Source organism: Bacillus sp. D386, from assembly GCF_006346415.1.
Genome location: NZ_VEMV01000007.1, coordinates 101,118 through 121,547, shown reverse-complemented (window position 1 = coordinate 121,547; position 20,430 = coordinate 101,118). Strand labels below are relative to the sequence as shown.

The 20,430-nt window shown below is 37.8% G+C and carries 21 protein-coding genes; 4 read left to right on the top strand and 17 right to left on the bottom strand.

What is annotated here, in order from left to right:
• Positions 1-2: 2 nt before the first annotated feature.
• Positions 3-680 carry a metal-dependent hydrolase gene (locus FHY45_RS19320; protein ID WP_066108955.1) on the bottom strand — a complete coding sequence of 226 codons (678 nt, stop codon included), beginning with the start codon at positions 678-680 and terminating at the stop codon, positions 3-5.
• Positions 681-812: 132 nt separating this feature from the next.
• Here FHY45_RS19320 and FHY45_RS19315 point away from each other — a divergent pair, with 132 nt between their 5' ends.
• Both FHY45_RS19315 and FHY45_RS19310 read left to right on the top strand, forming a co-directional pair.
• Positions 813-1,904: a M24 family metallopeptidase gene (locus FHY45_RS19315; protein ID WP_066108958.1), complete on the top strand. Its 1,092-nt coding sequence runs from the start codon at positions 813-815 to the stop codon at positions 1,902-1,904.
• Positions 1,905-2,164: 260 nt separating this feature from the next.
• The gene (locus tag FHY45_RS19310) at positions 2,165-2,635 is read left to right on the top strand and encodes a universal stress protein (protein WP_066108961.1); all 471 of its coding nucleotides are present in this window, start codon (positions 2,165-2,167) and stop codon (positions 2,633-2,635) included.
• A 65-nt stretch (positions 2,636-2,700) separates the two neighbouring features.
• On the opposite strand, the gene argH is transcribed toward FHY45_RS19310, so the two are convergent.
• A complete protein-coding gene (gene argH, locus FHY45_RS19305; RefSeq protein ID WP_139892799.1) occupies positions 2,701-4,074 on the bottom strand; it encodes an argininosuccinate lyase in 1,374 nt (457 codons plus the stop codon).
• A complete protein-coding gene (locus FHY45_RS19300; RefSeq protein ID WP_066108966.1) occupies positions 4,071-5,279 on the bottom strand; it encodes an argininosuccinate synthase in 1,209 nt (402 codons plus the stop codon). The genes argH and FHY45_RS19300 overlap by 4 nt, the downstream gene beginning before the upstream one ends.
• 227 nt (positions 5,280-5,506) lie before the next feature.
• Here FHY45_RS19300 and FHY45_RS19295 point away from each other — a divergent pair, with 227 nt between their 5' ends.
• On the top strand, positions 5,507-5,821 hold the full coding sequence (locus FHY45_RS19295) for a hypothetical protein (protein ID WP_066108968.1): 315 nt from the start codon (positions 5,507-5,509) through the stop codon (positions 5,819-5,821).
• A gap of 30 nt (positions 5,822-5,851) precedes the next feature.
• On the opposite strand, the gene FHY45_RS19290 is transcribed toward FHY45_RS19295, so the two are convergent.
• From FHY45_RS19290 to sppA, 9 genes are all read right to left on the bottom strand, one after another.
• Positions 5,852-6,043 (bottom strand): hypothetical protein, encoded by a 192-nt coding sequence (locus tag FHY45_RS19290; RefSeq protein ID WP_139892798.1) that lies wholly within the window; start codon positions 6,041-6,043, stop codon positions 5,852-5,854.
• Between the two features lie 47 nt (positions 6,044-6,090).
• A complete protein-coding gene (locus tag FHY45_RS19285; protein WP_139892797.1) occupies positions 6,091-6,924 on the bottom strand; it encodes an EcsC family protein in 834 nt (277 codons plus the stop codon).
• 252 nt (positions 6,925-7,176) lie between these two features.
• The gene (locus FHY45_RS19280; RefSeq protein ID WP_066108974.1) at positions 7,177-8,364 is read right to left on the bottom strand and encodes an acetate kinase; all 1,188 of its coding nucleotides are present in this window, start codon (positions 8,362-8,364) and stop codon (positions 7,177-7,179) included.
• A 203-nt stretch (positions 8,365-8,567) separates the two neighbouring features.
• On the bottom strand, positions 8,568-9,554 hold the full coding sequence (locus tag FHY45_RS19275; protein WP_139892796.1) for a class I SAM-dependent methyltransferase: 987 nt from the start codon (positions 9,552-9,554) through the stop codon (positions 8,568-8,570).
• Between the two features lie 165 nt (positions 9,555-9,719).
• A complete protein-coding gene (tpx, locus tag FHY45_RS19270; RefSeq protein WP_066108980.1) occupies positions 9,720-10,220 on the bottom strand; it encodes a thiol peroxidase in 501 nt (166 codons plus the stop codon).
• 122 nt (positions 10,221-10,342) lie between these two features.
• Positions 10,343-10,816, bottom strand: a complete 474-nt coding sequence (ytfJ, locus tag FHY45_RS19265) for a GerW family sporulation protein (RefSeq protein WP_066108985.1) — start codon at positions 10,814-10,816, stop codon at positions 10,343-10,345.
• Between the two features lie 45 nt (positions 10,817-10,861).
• The gene (locus FHY45_RS19260) at positions 10,862-11,500 is read right to left on the bottom strand and encodes a DUF2953 domain-containing protein (protein ID WP_139892795.1); all 639 of its coding nucleotides are present in this window, start codon (positions 11,498-11,500) and stop codon (positions 10,862-10,864) included.
• Positions 11,501-11,638: 138 nt separating this feature from the next.
• Positions 11,639-12,124 (bottom strand): RDD family protein, encoded by a 486-nt coding sequence (locus FHY45_RS19255; RefSeq protein WP_077248180.1) that lies wholly within the window; start codon positions 12,122-12,124, stop codon positions 11,639-11,641.
• A 12-nt stretch (positions 12,125-12,136) separates the two neighbouring features.
• Complete coding sequence (sppA, locus tag FHY45_RS19250) at positions 12,137-13,138, bottom strand: signal peptide peptidase SppA (protein ID WP_066108993.1); 1,002 nt, start codon at positions 13,136-13,138, stop codon at positions 12,137-12,139.
• A 131-nt stretch (positions 13,139-13,269) separates the two neighbouring features.
• Here sppA and FHY45_RS19245 point away from each other — a divergent pair, with 131 nt between their 5' ends.
• Positions 13,270-14,070 (top strand): NAD kinase, encoded by an 801-nt coding sequence (locus tag FHY45_RS19245; RefSeq protein ID WP_066108994.1) that lies wholly within the window; start codon positions 13,270-13,272, stop codon positions 14,068-14,070.
• 75 nt (positions 14,071-14,145) lie between these two features.
• Here FHY45_RS19245 and mbcS read toward each other — a convergent pair whose 3' ends face one another.
• From mbcS to ezrA, 5 genes are all read right to left on the bottom strand, one after another.
• Positions 14,146-15,729: an acyl-CoA synthetase MbcS gene (gene mbcS / locus FHY45_RS19240; RefSeq protein ID WP_066108997.1), complete on the bottom strand. Its 1,584-nt coding sequence runs from the start codon at positions 15,727-15,729 to the stop codon at positions 14,146-14,148.
• 169 nt (positions 15,730-15,898) lie between these two features.
• The gene (locus FHY45_RS19235) at positions 15,899-16,099 is read right to left on the bottom strand and encodes an alpha/beta-type small acid-soluble spore protein (RefSeq protein ID WP_066109002.1); all 201 of its coding nucleotides are present in this window, start codon (positions 16,097-16,099) and stop codon (positions 15,899-15,901) included.
• Positions 16,100-16,186: 87 nt separating this feature from the next.
• Entirely contained in the window at positions 16,187-17,389 is a 1,203-nt protein-coding gene (gene thiI / locus FHY45_RS19230; protein WP_066109256.1) for a tRNA uracil 4-sulfurtransferase ThiI, read from the bottom strand.
• Positions 17,389-18,534: a cysteine desulfurase family protein gene (locus FHY45_RS19225; RefSeq protein WP_139892794.1), complete on the bottom strand. Its 1,146-nt coding sequence runs from the start codon at positions 18,532-18,534 to the stop codon at positions 17,389-17,391. The genes thiI and FHY45_RS19225 overlap by 1 nt, the downstream gene beginning before the upstream one ends.
• Positions 18,535-18,665: 131 nt before the next feature.
• Positions 18,666-20,360, bottom strand: coding sequence for a septation ring formation regulator EzrA (gene ezrA, locus FHY45_RS19220; RefSeq protein WP_139892793.1), 1,695 nt, complete (start codon positions 20,358-20,360; stop codon positions 18,666-18,668).
• Between the last annotated feature and the right edge of the window lie 70 nt (positions 20,361-20,430).

Here is a 20,430-nt window from a genome sequence, read left to right as displayed (position 1 = left end):
TTTTATAATTCAATAGATTCTCCCGGTTTCAGAACCCGAACGAGTTCTGAATCACATAAGGAAGCAAAATAATATGGATCCTGCTTAATCGGTGGGAACGTATTATAGTGAATTGGAACAACTTGTTTAGGGTGCAGGAATTCTGCAGCCAGCGCAGCATCTTCTGGCCCCATCGTGAAATTATCTCCAATCGGCAGGAATGCTAAATCAATCGGATGACGGTCACCAATCAACTTCATATCTGAGAATAAGCCTGTATCTCCGGCATGGTAAATCGTTTTACCTTCCGCTGTAATCAACAACCCTGCAGGCATCCCTCCATAAATTAATTGGCCATTATCCTCAAACCCCGTTCCGTGAAAAGCTTGGGTTAATTTCACTTTTCCAAAATCAAACTCATAAGCTCCACCGATGGACATGCCATGTGTTTTTACACCTTTCCATCCCAAGTATGTACTTAATTCAAAATTACAGATTACCAGCGCATCATGTTTTTTGGCCAACTGAACCGTATCACCCAAATGATCATCATGTCCATGTGTAATTAAAATATAATCTGGATTTACATCCTCCACTGTTAAATCTGTCAATTCATTTCCCGTAATAAATGGATCAATCAGCAATTGTTTTCCCTCTGTTTCGATTTTCACTACGGAATGGCCATGAAAAGATACTTTCATCTCCTTCAGTCCTTTCATTGTTTTTTCAATAAATACCCGTTAAATTAAGTTTTCTAACAATTTACATTATCCTGCATAATTGATACTCTACTTTCATAGTAACATTTACATAAAATATTATGGAGGTCCAATATGAGTAACTTAAATCACTTGGCAAATTGGCTTACCGAAAAACAGGCTGATGCTGCTTTTATAACGTCTACAGAAAATGTTTTTTACCTAAGTGGGTTCTATAGCGATCCTCATGAACGCTTATTGGCAGTAATTACTTTCCCTACTGAAGAACCTATTTTAATTTGCCCGCAAATGGAGGTTTCAGACGCAAAACAGGCTGGCTGGGGGTATGAAGTGCTTGGCATTTCTGATACCCAAAATCCATGGGAAGTTATTAAAGAAACACTGAAAAAAAGAAACATTTCTATTCAAACTCTGGCAGTGGAAAAAGAACATTTAACTATGGAACGACTTGAAGGACTTAATTCAATTTTAAACCAGCCGACATATATATCGGCGGAAGAAAAAATGCGTCAACTGCGTATGATTAAAAGTCCATCTGAATTAAAAATCATTAAAGAAGCTTGCCGTCTTGCTGACTATGCCATAAAAATCGGAACTGAAGAAATTGCAGAGGGTAAAACAGAAATGGAAATCCTGGCTGCTTTGGAGTATCAATTGAAAAGAGAAGGCGTATCCGAAATGTCCTTTGCAACAATGGTGCTAACTGGTGAAAACGCCGCTTCCCCTCATGGAGTTCCTGGACAAACGAAAGTCAAAAAAGGTGACCTGGTTCTATTCGACTTAGGTGTTGTGGTAGATGGATATTGTTCTGATATTACACGTACAGTTGCTTTCGGACAAATTAATGAAGAACAAAGGGAAATTTACAACACTGTTCTTGAGGCTCAAATTGCTGCAGTTGAAGCATGCCGACCTGGAAAAACTTGTGCCGAAATAGATTTAACAGCACGTAATATTATTAGAAATAAGGGATATGGTGACTATTTCCCTCATCGTCTTGGTCATGGCCTTGGAATTAGCGTTCACGAATATCCTTCCTTGACCGAAATCAATACACTGTCTCTTCAGGAAGGAATGGTCTTTACGATTGAGCCGGGTATTTATGTTCCTGGCAAAGCCGGCGTTCGCATAGAGGATGATCTATATGTGACTGAAAACGGGGTAGAAATTCTTACTAAATTCCCGAAAGAACTAGTAACTATTTAAGAGCACTATATAATAAACCAACAGACAGCGGGGATAACTCGCTGTTTTTATTATGTATTAAAAAAGAATACTAATCGGATTGAGAGACATTATCTTTCTTGAATCATTAAGTATTTCAAAATAATATTCAATAAATTAAGATATTCGTTATTGTATTATTTATAATATTTATAATTCATTTCAAAATATGTTCATATAATATTCCGACTTTTCGTGTAATTTATAGTATAATATAAATATACTTAAAGGAGGAGATTAATATGGCATTAACCTATAATAATATCCTTGTGGCAGTTGACGGTTCACAGGAGGCAGAATGGGCTTTCAAAAAAGCTATTGACGTAGCAAAAAGAAATGACGCTAGGTTAGTTTTAGCTCATGTTGTCGACAACCGTACATTTGCTGCAGTTGAGGCATACAGCATTTCTATTTCTGAGAGCGCTGAGCAATATGCAAAAGACCTTTTAGAGGAATATAAACAAATTGCTCTTGATGCTGGTGTTAGAGATGTAGCTCTATCTATTGAGTTTGGATCTCCAAAAGTAAAAATTCCTAAAGATATCGCTAAATCTTTTAATGTTGACTTAATTATTTGTGGCGCAACCGGTTTAAATGCTGTTGAGCGTTTCTTTATCGGAAGCGTATCTGAACATATTATTCGTTATGCAAAATGCGACGTAATGGTTATTCGTTCCGATGATAAACCTGTGGATCAAGCTGCAGCAAAGTAAGTATACACGTAATTAACAATAAAAATCCCATGCGCTGCGCATGGGATTTTTATTGTATGAGGCTCTTATTCCACTAAACTCTTTGCTTTATCAATAGCCAGTCTTACCTGATTAAAGCCAGTACCACCAGAGCTGTTTCTTCTTCTCACAGCCTCTTCCGGTTTCAAAGCTTCATAGATATCTTCCTCAATTAGATTGGATGCTTCTTTTAATTTTTCTAATGGAAGATCGAGTAGATAGTACCCCTTTTGTATACAATATAGAACTAATTTACCGACAATTTCATGCGCTTCACGAAAAGGGATTCCCTTAGCTGCCAAGTAATCAGCCAACTCGGTCGCATTTGAAAAATCGTTATAAACTGCTTCCTTCATCACATTTGTATGAACCTTCATAGTCTCTATCATTCCATTAAAAATTTTCAAAGATCCTTTTAGTGTGATAACCGTGTCAAACATGCCTTCTTTGTCCTCTTGCATGTCTTTATTGTAAGCCAGTGGCAAGCCCTTTAAGAGAGTTAATAACCCAAAGGCATTTCCATACACACGTCCGGTTTTACCGCGAATCAACTCTGCCATATCCGGATTTTTCTTTTGTGGCATAATACTTGATCCTGTTGAAAACGTATCATCCAATTCGATAAACCGATACTCTTGGCTGGACCACAAAATAATTTCTTCACTGAATCTGGATAGATGCATCATGATCAATGATGCATTATTCAAAAACTCTGCGATGAAGTCACGATCACTTACAGCATCTAAGCTATTTTCATAGATTCCATCAAACCCCATCAGCTGAGCAGTCAATTCCCGATTAATTGGGAATGTTGTACCAGCCAACGCGCCTGCTCCAAGAGGCGAGAGATTAATCCTTTTCAGGCTGTCCTGTAAACGTTCTTTATCTCGCTGAAGCATCCAAAAATAGGCCATAAAGTGATGCCCTAATGAAATAGGCTGGGCTCTTTGTAAATGAGTATATCCCGGAACAACTGTCTCGATATGCCTTTCGGCCACCTGAATCAGCGTGTTTTGGAATTCTGTAATTCCGCCGATGATTTCATTGACCTGGGAACGTAAATATAAATGCATGTCCGTTGCCACCTGGTCATTACGGCTTCTGGCAGTATGCAATTTACCTCCAACCGGCCCAATTTCATCAATAAGTAATTTTTCCAAATTTAAATGGATATCTTCAAAATCTACAGAAAAAGAGAGCTCTCCTTTTTCCGCCTTTTCTTTTAAAGAGTACAATCCATTCTTAATTAACTCGACTTCCTCTTTCGAGAGAATCTCACAGGCTCCAAGCATTGTCACATGAGCAAGGCTTCCTTCGAGGTCTTCCATCACTAATTCTTGATCAAACGCGATGGAGGCGCCAAAGGAATCAATCCATTCTTCGGCAGTTTTCGTAAATCTGCCTCCCCACAGTTTTTTCACACTGTCACCTTCTTTTGATTGTGAACCTGACTGTTTACTTTTGTAGGCAGTCCCCATAGATTGATAAATCCAACCGCACTCGCATGGTCAAATTCGTCAGCTGAAGTATAGGTTGCCAGGTTTTCATTATAAAGAGAGTATTCAGACTTTCTACCTTCCACAATAGCATGACCTTTAAATAATTTCACACGTACTACGCCAGTCACGAAGCTTTGAGATTGTTTCAAAAAGGCAATCAAAGCATCTTTCAGCGGTGAAAACCATAGGCCCTCATAAATGAGTTCAGTTAATTTCTTCTCAATTACAGGCTTAAAATGTGCCAATTCTTTAACCATTGTTAGGTCTTCCAGTTCTTTGTGCGCTTTAATTAAAGTTAATGCACCAGGACACTCGTATACTTCCCTTGACTTAATTCCAACCAAACGGTTCTCCACATGATCAATTCTGCCAACACCATGTTTACCAGCAAGATTATTAAGATTCTGGATTAATGCGGCTAAAGGAGATTCAACTCCATTTAATGCAACAGGTACTCCTTCTTTAAACGTAATCTCAATAATATCTGGTGTATCAGGAGTATGTTCAAGAGCTGTTGTTAAATCATACGCTCCCTCCGGAGGGGCTGCCCAGGGATCCTCAAGAACTCCGCATTCATTACTGCGTCCCCATAAATTTTGGTCAATTGAGTATGGGCTATCTAAATTAATCGGTACAGGAATATTATTTTGTTTTGCATATTCAATCTCTTCCTCGCGAGACCAGCTCCAGTCTCTAACCGGTGCAAGTACCTTCAAGTTAGGGTTCAAAGCTTGAATTGATACTTCAAAACGTACTTGATCATTCCCTTTTCCTGTACAGCCATGTGCCACAGCAACAGCATTTTCTTTTTCCGCTACTTCAACAAGTTTTTTTGCAATCAATGGTCGGGATAAAGCAGAAATCAATGGATATTTCCCCTCATACATTGCATGCGCCTGAAGAGCTACTAACGCATAATCATTAGCAAATTCTTCTCTGGCATCTATAACATAGGAAGAACAGGCACCAACCTTAATAGCCTTCTCTTTTATAAAATCTAAATCTTTGCCTTCGCCTACATCCAGGCAGCATGCTACCACGTCATACCCCTTTTGTTTTAACCAGGAAATAGCAACTGATGTATCTAATCCTCCTGAATAGGCAAGTACTACTTTATTTTTATTCATGAACGTTCCCCTCCGATGTATATTTATTCAAATAAAAATGTTTTTATGCAATTAGAATATGTTATTCACTTTACCAACATTATGTGACTTTTTCAAGTATTTCCTGAAAATTTATTTTATGCCGAATCATTGTAACTTTCCGCTATTATAAATTACAAAAGAAATTCGTATATATTAGCCAGATTGTGTAAACTATTTGTATGAATGAACATTGGGAGTGAATTAAAATGGAGGATTTTTTCATATACGATGAACGTCTGGGTATACCGATTCCTCACCTGAAATTGGACTTTGCTGTCTACCCTCCTATTGTACAAAAAGCCATCCTAAACCGTTGGGAACAAATTAGAGGGGAGATCCCAGAGCGTATACAGGATATTGAACGGATTATTAATCATAAATTAAATCAGTTAAATGATGAAGATGATTTTGAGGTTTCATGTACTCTAAATTACGAAATTGCTGAACATGCCTCAATCATAAATGATTTATGGATTTGGTACAGAACTGAACAGGATTTAACAGGAAAAAAACATTTATAATTTGTGGTCTATTATCAAAAAAACCGCCCATTATTGTGGGCGGTTTTTTTGATAATATTCATAAATTATGCAATTTAATCTTCCCTTACTTCCCGATGAAATGTCCATGCTCTGGAAAGTTAATTTCTCCAATACTAATTTACAAACTTTTTTAGATCCGGGTATTTTAAATAAATCAGTTGAAATCTGCTGAAGACCTATATCAGTTACAACCATATCCATTCGAGAGCTTACTCCCTATATGTAGCTACACACGGTTGATACATCTATCAAAGGTTCTCTTTTTCACTTAAGTAACGATATTTATAAAATTTATCTGCAAAATCCGTAACTTTTTTTGTTAGACGATAATTAGCACCTGAACCGATAGCCATGCTTAGAATTGGTATTCCCTTAAATACCTTTTTCCTAAAGAAATATATAGCCATCACCTTCATCATTTGTTTAATAGGCTGATCAAACCAAAAAACATTGCTCAACTCATCTTCCCCTTCATAGAAATAAGAAGGTGAATGATCCAAATCCTCCATTAAGGTCTCCCAGAAATACTTTTGCATACGTTCTGGCATTGTACCAGCATGGAATACCTTTAGTGAAATCATAATTTCATATGGGGTGTTCATTTCAAAACCATATGAAATTCCAATCAGCTGAATACTCCTTAAATTGATCACCATTTGAGCCGGCAAATCCGCTGCTAAAGCCACCCCTCCATTTACAGCCGAAATACCTCCCTGAACGAGAGAATACATCCGATGTCTGGCCACTTGCTGTTCAGCGATATAGGCCAACTGATCAATGGAAAGCTCTTTTAAGTCTTTTAGTGTTGATATATTTTCATCAAAAACGCGGGCATTTGTAAGTATACGATTCCTTGCATCAAGTTGGAATTGAGACTCATGAATCATGGAGTGCAGGTGAAATAACCAATTATCCATTTTCGAGAAAAACTCCTGTTGTGTACTCTCCGGCAACAGCGTGAACATATTCTCTATCCACCGATCATAATATGTTTCAAAATCGGTTGGCTCACTTGCCTTCATCTCCGCTTCCCACTCTTTTATTTCCATCCAAATTTCCTGATCCCGTTTCGTCAACGCCATATAATGATCACCTCTTTAAATGGTCTGATACAAAAAGTATATCACATATCGTACCAATTCCTATATTCTCGAAAATAGCTGTACAGAAGTCCTATGAATGAACAGATATAAGAATAACGCAAGATAACATCATCCATTTGAATACTCCTGAGTGAATTTAATAGCACTAAACACAAAAAAGGAATTCAGACTAGGAGCTATAAAGCTCTAGTCCGAATTCCTTTTATCATTAAACTAAAATTATGCAAGTTATTAATGTGTTAAACGTACCACATCACGGGCAATCATTACTTCTTCATCAGTTGGGATAATGATAACTTTAACTGGTGAATATGGATGGTTCACAAATTGCTCTTTTCCACGTACATTGTTTAAAGCTGGATCCCAATATACGCCCATGAATTCTAAACCTTTTAATACACGCGCACGGATTTCAGAACTATTTTCACCAATACCAGCTGTGAAGATAATTGCATCTACCCCGTTCATTTTCGCTGCGTAGGATCCAATATATTTGTGAATACCATCAGCAAATTTAGAGATAGCCAATTCAGCGCGCTCGTTACCTTCTTCAGCCGCTTGTTCAATATCACGTAAGTCGCTGGAGAAACCGGAAACACCAAGCATACCGGATTTTTTATTAAGAATATTGATTACATCATCAGCTGTTTTACCTGTTTTAGCCATTAAGAATGGGATTAAGGCAGGGTCTAAGCTTCCGGATCTTGTTCCCATTGTTAAACCTTCCAATGGAGTGAATCCCATAGTTGTATCGATAGATTTTCCGCCTTCAATTGCGGTAATACTTGCTCCATTACCTAAGTGGCAGGAGATTAAACGCAATTGCTCAAGAGGACGTTTTAATAGCTCAGCTGCACGCTCGGATACATATTTATGAGAAGTTCCGTGGAAACCATATTTACGGATTCCGTATTCTTTATAATAGTCGTATGGCAAGCTGTACAGATAAGAGCTTTCAGGCATTGTTTGGTGGAATGCTGTATCGAAAACAGCAACCGCTGGTACGTTTGGCAATACTTCACGAAAAGCTCTGATACCAGTTGCGTTCGCACGATTGTGAAGCGGCGCTAATTCAGCCAAGTCTTCAATTTGCTCCAATACTTCATCCGTAATAACAGCAGAATCCTTAAAGATTTCTCCGCCATGTACGATTCTGTGTCCAATTCCTTCAATTTCTTCAAGGGAATTGATGATTTTATATTCAGTAAGCTTTTCAAGCAAAAGCTTTACAGCAACGGAATGGTCAGGTATTTCTGTAACCATCGTTTTCTTTTCTCCATTTACTGTAATTGTAAAAATGGAGTCTTGAAGTCCGATTCTTTCTACAATCCCTTTAGTGATTACAGTTTCCTCAGGCATCTCAAATAATTGAAATTTCAAAGAGGAACTCCCAGCATTAATCGCGATTATTTTTGACATATATTCTCTGCTCCTTACATTTATGAATAGCATCGATGTTACACGGTAACTGCTTATTTTATATGTTCTCGATTCCAATTAAAACATTGAACAAGCGTTCTCGCAAGCCGAAATTACTTTGTTACCGTTTTCACAATAATATTATTTTATTTAAACAATTCTAACTTGTCAAAAAATTTATATAACGGTAATAAAACTTTCTTTTACTTTTCTTCTTCTATCCATGCATCAATTTTACTTAACATGGAAGCTGTAGCTGCCCTGTCAGATAGCTTCGGCATATTGACGAGCAAAACCTGCTTTGGTGCTTTTATATCTTTCCCTTTTTTCTGCAGGATAAGAATACTTTTAGCCGATTGCTTCGATTGGAATAAACTTTCAGGCAGCTGAATCATCCCCTGAATATATCCCTCTTCGTTAATAAATTGATGAAGAGCCTTTGCTTCAACTGTGTTGAAAAGATCATTAGGAATCAGGAAAAATAGATATGCCCCTTCTTTTGAATACGTGAAGCTTTGTTCAATTAATAAATGATGGGCATATGACATACCATTTTCAGATTTCACTTTAAAATCGGCTGCTCTCTGATCGTTTGGATAATAGCCTACCGGTAAATCACAAACTACTGCATCTGCAGGGTTAATAAACAACGGCTGCAGGCTATCCTGATGTAAAAATTGGATAGGATGGCCGATGAGATTAGCTCCACAATAGGCGAGTCGAATTAAAGTTTCATCGACCTCAACACCTGTAGCATCTAGCTCCTTTTTATCCAGTGAATTTAAAATAGAAAACAGAAGGTTACCTGTTCCGACTGCCAAATCAGTAATCGTTAACGTATCTTGATTTTTGGTGAATTTTTCGAGCAGATAAGCAAATAGAAATCCCAAGGCATCCGGAGTCATTTGATGATTTGCCTGAACATTAGATCTGCTGGATTTCAATACTGCCAATTGCCAACCTTTACGGATATCTTCTTTACTAAACTGCTCCAAAGGTTTATCCTGATAGCTGTTTTTCAAACGTTTGACTGCCAGTTCACTCAATTCTTCCTGAAGCACGGCATTATGGAACCAATTTTCTCCTGTTTCAGCGATGGCTTCCAACTCTGTAATCCCTAGTTCGTCCTGTATTATAGTTGCGGTAGATGTTATCAATTCGTATATAGATTCAACATTTGTTGTGATCATTTTAAGTTCCTCCAGCTTTTGTGCATTTTACTTTCCCCATTGTAGTATTACGTTTCATAAAGGACAAGTCTAATCATTCAAAAAAAATACGTTCATTAAAAACGCCCCTTAAACGTTAGAAAAGCCTGTCTAACTTTAAGGGGCAGAAAGTTTATATAGAGCTTTTTACTTTGCAGCTTTAGCTGCTTCAAGCGCTGCTTCATATTGCGGATGCGTAGTGCCTTCCGGTACATATTCCACATATGTCACTTTATTATTGCTGTCAACTACAAAAACAGCACGTGCCAATAAACGTAATTCTTTCATTAGTACTCCGTAAGCCTCTCCAAAAGAAGCGTCTCGGTGATCAGAAACCGTTATGACGTTTTCTAAACCTGCTGCTGCACACCAGCGTTTTTGAGCAAAAGGAAGATCCATACTTACTGTCATTACAACAACATCCCCTGCTTTTGCTGCCTCTTCATTGAATTTTCTTGTTTGAGTATCACAAACGCCTGTATCCAAAGAAGGTACGACACTAATAATTCTTACTTTTCCATCTGTATCTTTCAATGTTACTGGGGATAAATCATTAGCCAACACTGTAAAATCAGGTGCAGTGTCACCTACTTTTACTTCCTTACCAATCAATGTAACCGGATTACCTTTAAATGTTACTGTTGCCACACCAATTCCTCCTTATATTCCGATATATTCTCTACATTCTTAAGTATAGAGATATTCAAACTCTTTGTAAAAAAATAACCACATTCGCATGGAATGTGGTTATGATAAAACTTTACTAACAATCACATAAAGCTATTCCCTGATTCATTGGAAGAGGAATCTGAAGCATCCTGAGAATTAGAGTTATTTTTTTTATTGTTTTTCCCTACCTTCGAAATCATTGATTCTACCTTATCCATAGCAATCGGAGCTGAATCAAGAATTTTTTCGATTAGATGTGTACTCTCATTAAGATGAAGCATTTTTACACCATGAGCATTAACAATTAGAAACGCAATCGGTGTGATTGAAACACCACCTGCAGCTCCTCCACCGAATGGATGACGCTTCTCCTCGCCAGTACCCTGGCTTCCTCCTCGGCTAATTTGATAGTCACTGCCTCCAGCTGCATAGCCAAATCCAACCTTTGACACAGTCATTATCACACTGCCATCAGGAGTTTCTACGGGATCACCAATAATCGTATTAACATCAATCATACTTTTTAAGTTTTCCATTGCTGAATTCATAAGACCTTCAATTGGATGATTGGACATTTTATAACCTCCTGCATAGTTTTGCTTATTTCAAATTTTCATTTCCTATTCCCTTAGCATTAAACGCGCTAGCTTCCATCCTGCAACTATAGTTTTTGCCATTCGGACACGGGCTATGCATTCGATTTTCGTTTCAAATGGTTTCTTGACTGAGAAATATGGGATAATATCGATTTTAGGAGGTATCATTAATGAAAAATACTGACTGATGATACCAATAGCTCCGCCAGTTAACCCCCATAATGCTCCGGTTGCCACTGCTGTTGTTGATGCTTCACCTGTACCGTAATGAATTTCCATTTGCAAATCTGTCATTTGTATTTTAGAGGTGAATTTTTTTACAGTTTCTTGATAACTTCTAAATTGTGAAAGCATTTCCTTCAGATTCTGAAAGGCAGCTTGAACACCATCCATAGATAAAGATTCATCAGCAGAGGATTCACTTTGGTTTGATTGATTTTGTTGTCGATAAGTACTTTCTCGATAAGAAGAAGGCTGATATTTTTCGTCAGACAGCTGTACTACTTTAGAATAGTGGATAAGGCCTCTCCATAATTGAATCTTTATAATTGCCTTATTCTTTTCCTGAGTGTGATGATATTCAATATGTATCGTTACTTTCGAAAGCAAAAAGACGGATATAAGGATTAGCACAACTATACAAATCAGTAATAAAAGCTTCATCGTTTATATCCTCCCGAGTACGTCATCAAACAAACAGTATGGTCAATCATAACTGAATCTAAACTTCTCATTGACTTTTTTAACGTCGAGATAGCAAAAAGACCCCTTCTAACAGAAGGAGTCCTTTATAACCTGTATTTATTTACCGCGCTCTTCCAACACAACAACTGTATCACTGAACATATCATGAAAGCCCTGTTTCTTTGGATTAAATGCAATAACGATATAACCGAGCATAAGTACAGCGGAGATATATCGGCCAATCCATTCTCTAAAAATTACTGTTTTCCAATCCAAAGGCGTTCCATCCAATGATACCACTCTAAGACCCATAATCATTTTTCCTAGAGATTGGGCTAAAAATTTGGAAGTAAGAATGAAATACCCGAAAAATACTATCGAATCAACTATGGTATAAGCTGAGAAGATACCCGTATTATCCATAGAAATATCAAACAGTCTGAATATCGGATTGATAAATAATCGACTTATGCTGCCAATTACTATAAGATCGATGAGATAAGCCCAGAATCTCATCCAAAATCCTGCACGCAGATGGTTTGGAATAGAGTCAGGAGGCTGTATCTGTTCGTCTAAAGTCAGTTCTTCTTGATAATCTTCCATTTTCCACCCTCCTTAATTCGCAGAATATAGATACATCATCCGTGGCGATTGATTTTCAGTCATTAGGCTTTTGATCGTGCTTACCTCATCATTCACGCCTGCCCATTGCTGCATTTTCATCGAAAATAATGAGCTTAGGCTATCTGATCCAACTAAACGAACCACTTGTGCACCTTTTAGATTTTCACTTTTTTTCATATCGGCAATTACATCCTCTAAATAACCAAGCTCATCAATTAAATTAATCTCCTTTGCTTGACGGCCATCGTAGATACGCCCATCAGCAATTTTTCTTACTTCATCCTCAGGCATACTGCGCCCTTCCGCAATGACCTTCACGAATTGATCATAGGAGCTGGTAACCATCGATTGAAGAATTTCCTTTTCATCCTCTGTCACTTCTCTAAATGGATTCATAAGATCCTTAAATTTACCGCTTTTAATAGTGACCATGTCGATTCCATACTTTTCAGCTAACCCTTCAAAGTTATAGCTTTGCATAATGACTCCGAGTGACCCTGTCATTGTTTCCGGACTGGCAAATATCTTGTCGGCCGGTGTTGAAATATAATAACCTCCAGATGCAGCCTGTGAACCCATTGATACATATATTGGTTTCTTTGTTTCCTTTTTAATTTGCATTAACTTATTATGTATTTCCGCACTTTCCACGACACCTCCACCTGGGCTGTTGACGCGTAAAATAATTCCTTTGACCGTATCATTGTCCTTAATGGCATTCAATCTTTCCATAAAGGATCGGTGATTATAGGCTTCAGCCGTAAAATAACTTTCTTCCTCACCTGTGTCCTGAATGACTCCTTCTACATCCATGACAACAATTTGACTGTTCACATCCCCTTCTTCAATGATATCCTCCTCAAATAATGTATCCTCAAACAAATTTGTCATAGCAGACTCTTCACTTGAAAATGTTGAGATAGCATTCATAAGAACGGATACAAAAAATATCACCGCTGCTATTCCAAGTGCCAACCATCTTTTTTTACTCATACAAATTGTCCCCCAATCATGCTTTAAGTAGTTTTAATGTTCTTATTATTCATGATAGAATTATTATAGCACCTTATTTTGGTAAACCTATAATCAGGAGTACCAATACTAACCTACAAGGAGGGAACAAAATGGGGGAACGCAGAAATATCTTTTTTTATTACAAGCAAGGTCAAGAAATGGTGGATCAGGTCAATAAATTAAAGGATAATGCAAGCAACTACGGATTCGAACTTGTAGATGAACATAAAGATGCTAATATTATCGTTAGTGTAGGAGATGACGGAACATTTCTTCAGGCAGTACGTAAGACAGGCTTCAGAGAGGATTGCCTGTATGCAGGCATTTCATTAAACAAGCAATTAAATATGTATTGTGATTTCTACATAAATGATACGGAAAATATGGTGGAAGCAGTCACAAAGCCCGTCATTGAAGTAAGAAAATATCCTACAATTGAAGTAACGGTTGATAACCAAATAAGTTTTGATTGCTTAAATGAATGCACATTCCGTTCTGCTTTAATTAAAACAATGGCTATCGATGTTCACATTGATGACATATTATTTGAAACATTCCGTGGGGATGGGATGATAATTTCTACACCTACTGGAAGTACTGCCTACAACAAATCGGTCAACGGTGCAGTTGTAGACCCTTTGCTTGACTGTATGCAGGTGAGCGAAATAGCATCGATGAATAATAATCATTATCGTACGCTTGGTGCTTCATTTATTTTGGCTCCAGATCGTACTCTTTCTCTTCAAGTATTAGATAATGAAAACGATTACCCGATTATCGGGATGGATAATGAAGCGATGAGTATTCATCTTACCGAACGATTGGATATTAAACTGAGCGGAAGATATATCAAGACGGTAAAGTTACGTAATAATTCTTTTTGGGAAAAAGTCCACAGGACATTCCTTTAAATTTTCATACGAAGGAAACAAAAAAGATGATTCCGCTGGTCGGAATCATCTTTTTTTGACGAAAGAGGATTTTGTTTACGCCTTATATACTTCTTTCTCCTTATTTCTTAATTCGACACGCATTATTTTGCCGCTGATTGTTTTCGGCAAATCTTCCACAAAAGTAATTTTTCTTGGATATTTATATGGGGCTGTAAGCTCTTTAACATGGTTCTGCAAGGTTTGCACCAATTGAGGATCATTGACATCAACGCTATCTTGTAAGACTACGAACGCTTTTACGATTTGCCCTCTTACCTCATCCGGACTCCCTACTACAGCGCACTCCTTCACATATGGATGTTTAACAAGTGCATCCTCCACTTCAAATGGCCCAATGGTATAACCCGAACTGATAATAATATCGTCACCGCGTCCTTCAAACCAAAAATACCCGTCCTCATCTTTTTTAGCTTTATCTCCTGTAATATAAAAATCGCCTCTAAACTGCATTGCTGTCCGTTCCGGATCCTTATAGTAATTTTTAAACAACGCGGGAGTTTTAATGTGGACAGCTATATCGCCTACTTCGCCAGGTTGGCAAATCTGCCCCTCCTCATTAATAATTTCTACGTTATTTCCAGGGGTTGGTTTCCCCATGGAACCCGGCTTCACATCCATCCCCTTCATGATACCGACCAGAAGGGTATTTTCTGTTTGCCCGTATCCATCACGAACGGTGACCCCGAAATAGTTTTGAAACGTATCGATCACTTCTCTATTAAGCGGCTCACCTGCTGAAACGGCACTATGTAGGCTTCCCAGGCTATATTGATCGAGGCTGTCTACCTTCGCCATCAATCGATATTCCGTAGGGGTACAGCATAAAACAGTAATTGAATGCTGATCAATTAATTTTAAATATTTCTCTGCTTCAAACTTTCCGTGATATACAAACCCAGTAGCTCCCGATCCAAGAACAGATAAAAAGGGACTCCAAATCCACTTTTGCCATCCAGGTCCGGCTGTAGCCCATACAACATCATCTTCACCTATTGATAACCAGTTTGAGGCAGCTGTTCTGAGATGTGCATAGGCCCAGCTATGAGTGTGGACAACTCCCTTTGGTTGCCCTGTTGTACCTGAAGTATAGGATAAAAAGGCCATATCATCTCCCATGGTTTTCACCATTTGTAACTCTTCTGAAGCGTCTTTCATTCGTTCATCCAGTTGAATCCACCCATCTTCATTTCCATTTATAACAAATGATTTCAGTGAATCCTCCGATATAATTTCTGTAAATAAAGAGGTATGAGGCTTATGAACAATTACCGCTTTTGCTTCTGCATGCTTGCTTCGATAAACAAGATCTTTTTCTCGAAGCATTTCAGAACATGGTATGACCACTGTACCTATTTTTAAAGCAGCTAAGTAAATCACATACGCTTCAATAAAGCGAGGAATCATGACGAGAATTTTATCCCCCTCCCTCAACCCTTCCTCTAACAAAATATTGCCAACTCTATTCACCCTTTTAATCAATTCTCCATACGTAATTTTTTGTGTTTCCCCGTATTCATTTTCCCAAATCAAAGCGATTTTGGTTTCGTTCTTACTGTTATTTTCTACCTCGCTGACTAGATTATATTGTTCTGGTGCGATCAGGTTCTGTTGATTCATATCCTTCTCCTCCCTTAAAACAAATAATGTTAATCAAACTCTATTATACATTGTTTTACAAATAATGGATTAAGAGAGTGGAAAAAGATTGGCTCTTACAATGGCTTTCAACATACAAAAAAAAAGAAAGCGGACTAAAAATCCGCTTTCTTGTAGCCATGTTATTTAATTATCTGGAGAATCCTCCACCCAATTGTTGTTCAGCCATTTGAACAAGACGCTTAGTAATCTCTCCTCCAACAGAACCGTTAGCACGAGAAGTTGTTTCTGCTCCAAGTTGTACACCGAACTCAGAAGCGATTTCATATTTCATTTGGTCAAGAGCTTGTTCAACTCCTGGTACCAAAAGATTGTTTGAGTTATTTGACATGTGTTTTTCACCTCCTTGTGATAATAGAGTGTGTAAAAACACATATCTTCATTCCGGATTTAAAATGGTAATTGTTCACAAATAAATTTAGAATAAATCCTCTGTTTCCGATTCTTTCTCCTTACCTGTGAAAACTAACATTTCTGTTTTATCCAATGCCTCTTTAATTAAAGGTTCAAAATCGACATAGCTCTCATAATGACCGACTTTTTCTCTTTTTGGCTTAGTTTTGGGATTAGCTGGTGTAAACACCGTACAGCAATCCTCAAAAGGACGTATGGATATCTCATGAGTATCAATTTTCTCTGCAATTTCAATAATATCTGTTTTATCCATTGCTATAAGCGGCCTCAGAATTGGTGTATTTGTAACCTCATTAATTGTAAACATGCTTTCCATCGTCTGGCTGGCTACTTGGCCTAAACTTTCACCAGTCACAATCGCGAGCGCATTTTGTTTTTCTCTGATTGCATCAGTAATTCGCAGCATCAATCTGCGTGTGGTTGTCATTGTGTAGTTATCAGGTATTTGCTTTTGAATCAATTTTTGAATTTCGGTAAATGGCACAACATGCAGTACCATACGTCCATTGACTTCTGCCAGCTTATTCGCTAAATCAATTACCTTTTGTTTCGAGCGTTCGCTTGTGAAGGGAGGACTGTAGAAATGTACACATTCAATCTCTACTCCCCTTTTCATCGTTAAATATCCCGCAACCGGGCTATCAATCCCTCCAGAAAGCATGAGCATTGCTGAGCCGCTGCTTCCTATTGGCAATCCGCCAGCTCCAATAATTTTTTCACCCGTAATATAAGCAGCATCCTGGCGTACTTCGACTCTCAATTTCAAATCTGGATTGTGAACATCGACCGTTAAACCGTCTACATGCTGCAAGCAATATCCCCCTACCAAGCCATTTAAATCATATGTTGAATAGGGATAGGTTTTATCAGCACGCTTAGCATCAATTTTAAACGTACGAATTTTTGTTGTTAGATGATTTATATAAAACAAAGCTGATTCCTGAATGGCTGAGATTTCTTTATCAACCTTTAAAGCCGGACTTATCGAAGAAATGCCATATATTTTTTTGAGAATATCCATAATCGGCTTGTAATCTGCACCTTGTAAGTGAACATACATTCTCTCGTGCTGCGCCTCAATACGAACCTCCGGATAATCTGACAATGCTTTTTTTATATTTTTACGTAATTGAACAATAAAGCCTTTACGATTCCTTTTCTTCAATGTAATCTCACCATAGCGGATTACGATATGATCAAATCTTATCATTTCTTTCTTACCTCACTTAACATTTGGATTGCTCTTTCAATTTCCTTAAGTGCCTGCTCTATTTCTTCCTTCGAATGATCATAATCTAAGCTTATTCGTATGGAACTGCCGGCTATTTGCTCATTTTTTCCCATAGCGAGAAGTGTTTGGCTAACCGTTTTTTTCTTTGATGAACAAGCACTGTTTGTTGAGACATAGATTCCAAACTCACCCAAAGTATGAACGAATGTCTCTGATTTAAGTCCCGGAATTGAAAAATTAATAATATGTGGAGCTGCATGTTCTATAGGTGAATTGATGACAACATTCTCCATTTTGGATAGCTCTTGAAGTATCAGAGTACGGTACTCGTTCATTCTTCTACTGCCGTCCCTGCTCTTTTCGATTGCCAATCTCATTGCTTTTGCCAAAGATACGGCCCCAGCCAAGCTTTCCGTCCCACTGCGCATGCCTCTTTCTTGGTTCCCCCCGGCAATTAACGGTGAAAGTGTAATTCCCTCTCTGGCAAATAGAATTCCGGTGCCTTTTAATCCATGGAATTTATGTCCTGATAAAGAATATAAATCGATATGAGCATCACGTAAAGAGAGTTCGACTTTACCAAAGCCCTGAACCCCATCTACATGAAAATGTATTTTAGGATAACTCTTCAAAAAATGTCCTATTTCATAAATTGGTTGTACAGTTCCCACTTCGTTATTAACATGCATAACTGACACCAATATTGTATCTTCTCGGATTGCTTCCTTAACTTGCTCAATTTCAACTCTGCCATCTTGATTAACAGGCAAGTAGGTTACGTCATAGCCAAGTTCCTTTAGCTGTTCAAACGGTCTTTTTACGGAAGGATGCTCGATTGAGGTGGTAATAATATGCTTCCCTCTGTTTCGATAATTTTCTGCTATTCCTTTTATGGCCAGATTATTGCTTTCAGACCCTCCTGAAGTAAAGATAATCTCTGTAGCCTTTACTCCCAGAAGACCCGTGACCTGTTCTCTAGCCTGTGCTAACAGTTTTTCTGACTTCCCTCCGAAGCCATGTAAAGAGGATGGATTCCCCCAGAAATCGGCAGTAACCTTTGCGAAGGAATCAATCACTTCCTTATAGGGTTTTGTTGTCGCGCTATTATCTAAATAAATCATGCTTTTTCCCCTTCCTATCAATAAGAAAATGTAGCATATCCTGTCCTGTTTATAAAGTAATTTTCTCTTATGCCTCTATCTTATGCTGGATTGAACAAAGAAAAAAACCAGACTGGTAAGTCCAGACTGGTCTATACATTGCTATGTTCAAGATACTCTTGGATTTTTTTTAACGAACCCGGTTCAACTTTTTCAATTGCCTCAGCTGCATGCTCTAAAGCATCTTGGTATTGATAATTGCGGAATTGCTTTTCTGCTTCGGTCAGGGCAATAGCAACTGAAGGGAATTTGCTTCTATATCGATTGCCGTATTGAATAACCTTCTCGGCCAACATTACTTGTTCAGTCAATTCAACAGTAGCCTCCTGAACACGACTAACCGCAACACTTGCAATATCCAGATGGTGCATGACTGCATTCATATTCAATGGTTTTTCTTCCAATTTCTCTTTTACTTCTTCAATGCTTTCTTTTGCTTGTATAACCATTAATTCATAAGAAGTTGGAAGACCCGGTAAATTGCTTCCTTTGATGATTCGTAAGGATTCCGTCATGCTTTGATGCAACTTCCTTATCGTTTCTCTTGATTCCAATTCATCCTTACGCAGAGTATTTAATTTCTCTTCAAATTCTTTTTGTAAGTCTTTCAGTTCATCCAATTTGGATTCAAGCTCAACGATGTCCTCTTTTAATACCGTATAAGCTGTCTCTCTTTCGTATATTTTCTCTTTAAGCATTTCCCATTTTGATTTCAATGTAATCAGTGTTTTATCAAGATTAGAACGTGCATCAAGTTCCTTCTCCGGCATTTGATAGATTTGTTTCACCAATTCTGTCTCTTCATCAAGTCTCTCAAGCTGATCAATTGATTTATCTAGCTTTTGCTGATACAAATCCTTAACTGATAAAACATACTGACGTGCCACAACCTCTTTTTCCAACAAATCATAATAGGATTGAATGGATTCGTTTAATTCCTCGATTCCTTTTGCAGCTTCTTCGGTGTTTATGTCAACAATATATTCCTTATATTTTTCTAGATTTTCTTCCATTTTTTCAATTTCATTTTCAAAAAACATATGACTTAACGGATATCCTTGCTCACACATTTCCGCATATCCCATTTTAAGTTCATGCAAAAGTCCCGGTATATGTATTTGGCAATGCCCAATTAAATCAGGAATCAAATCCAATTTTTCTTTCAGGTTTTGCAATTTAGCCTGGATGCCCAGTACTTGCTCTCTAGCCTCTAAGTAATCACCTGATTCTGTTTGGTTATTGAATGTGTCAAAATCCAGAGCAAGCTTATCAAATTCCTCTTCCAATTTACCCGCAGCTTCACCAAATGAATGACGGTGTGCCAATAAACGTTTCTTCTGTTCACGATAAGCTAATAAAAGCTCTTCAACTAATTTTTTATTTTGCTCCTCGCTGCCCACCAATTCATTTAATTCATGCAGCATCGCTGAAAGTGTAATTTCGATTTCTTCAATAATATGCTCAATCTTCTTTTGAACCTGCACTGATTTATTAAATCGGTACTTGTCAGCATATTCTTCTGCATCAAACAGCAGGGTCTCAACATCGGCAAGGCGATCCGTTTGGATTGTATCCCATTCGTTACGCCATCTTTCAAACATTCTCTCTGTTTGACCAGTCATATTCAAACTTTTTACCCTGGCTAATTCTTCTGCTATCGGCCTGTTCATGATGTCAATTTTTTTCTCTGCAAGTCTATCTATTTCTTTGTAGTGTTTCTTCCTTGCCAATATTCCAATAATAAAGGCAATAAAGATAATCACCAATATCCCTATTACATACTCCATATGAAGCCTCCTATTCAAAACGAGACAGATAATATATATAAATAAGTTCAATATCAATGATTTAATGATA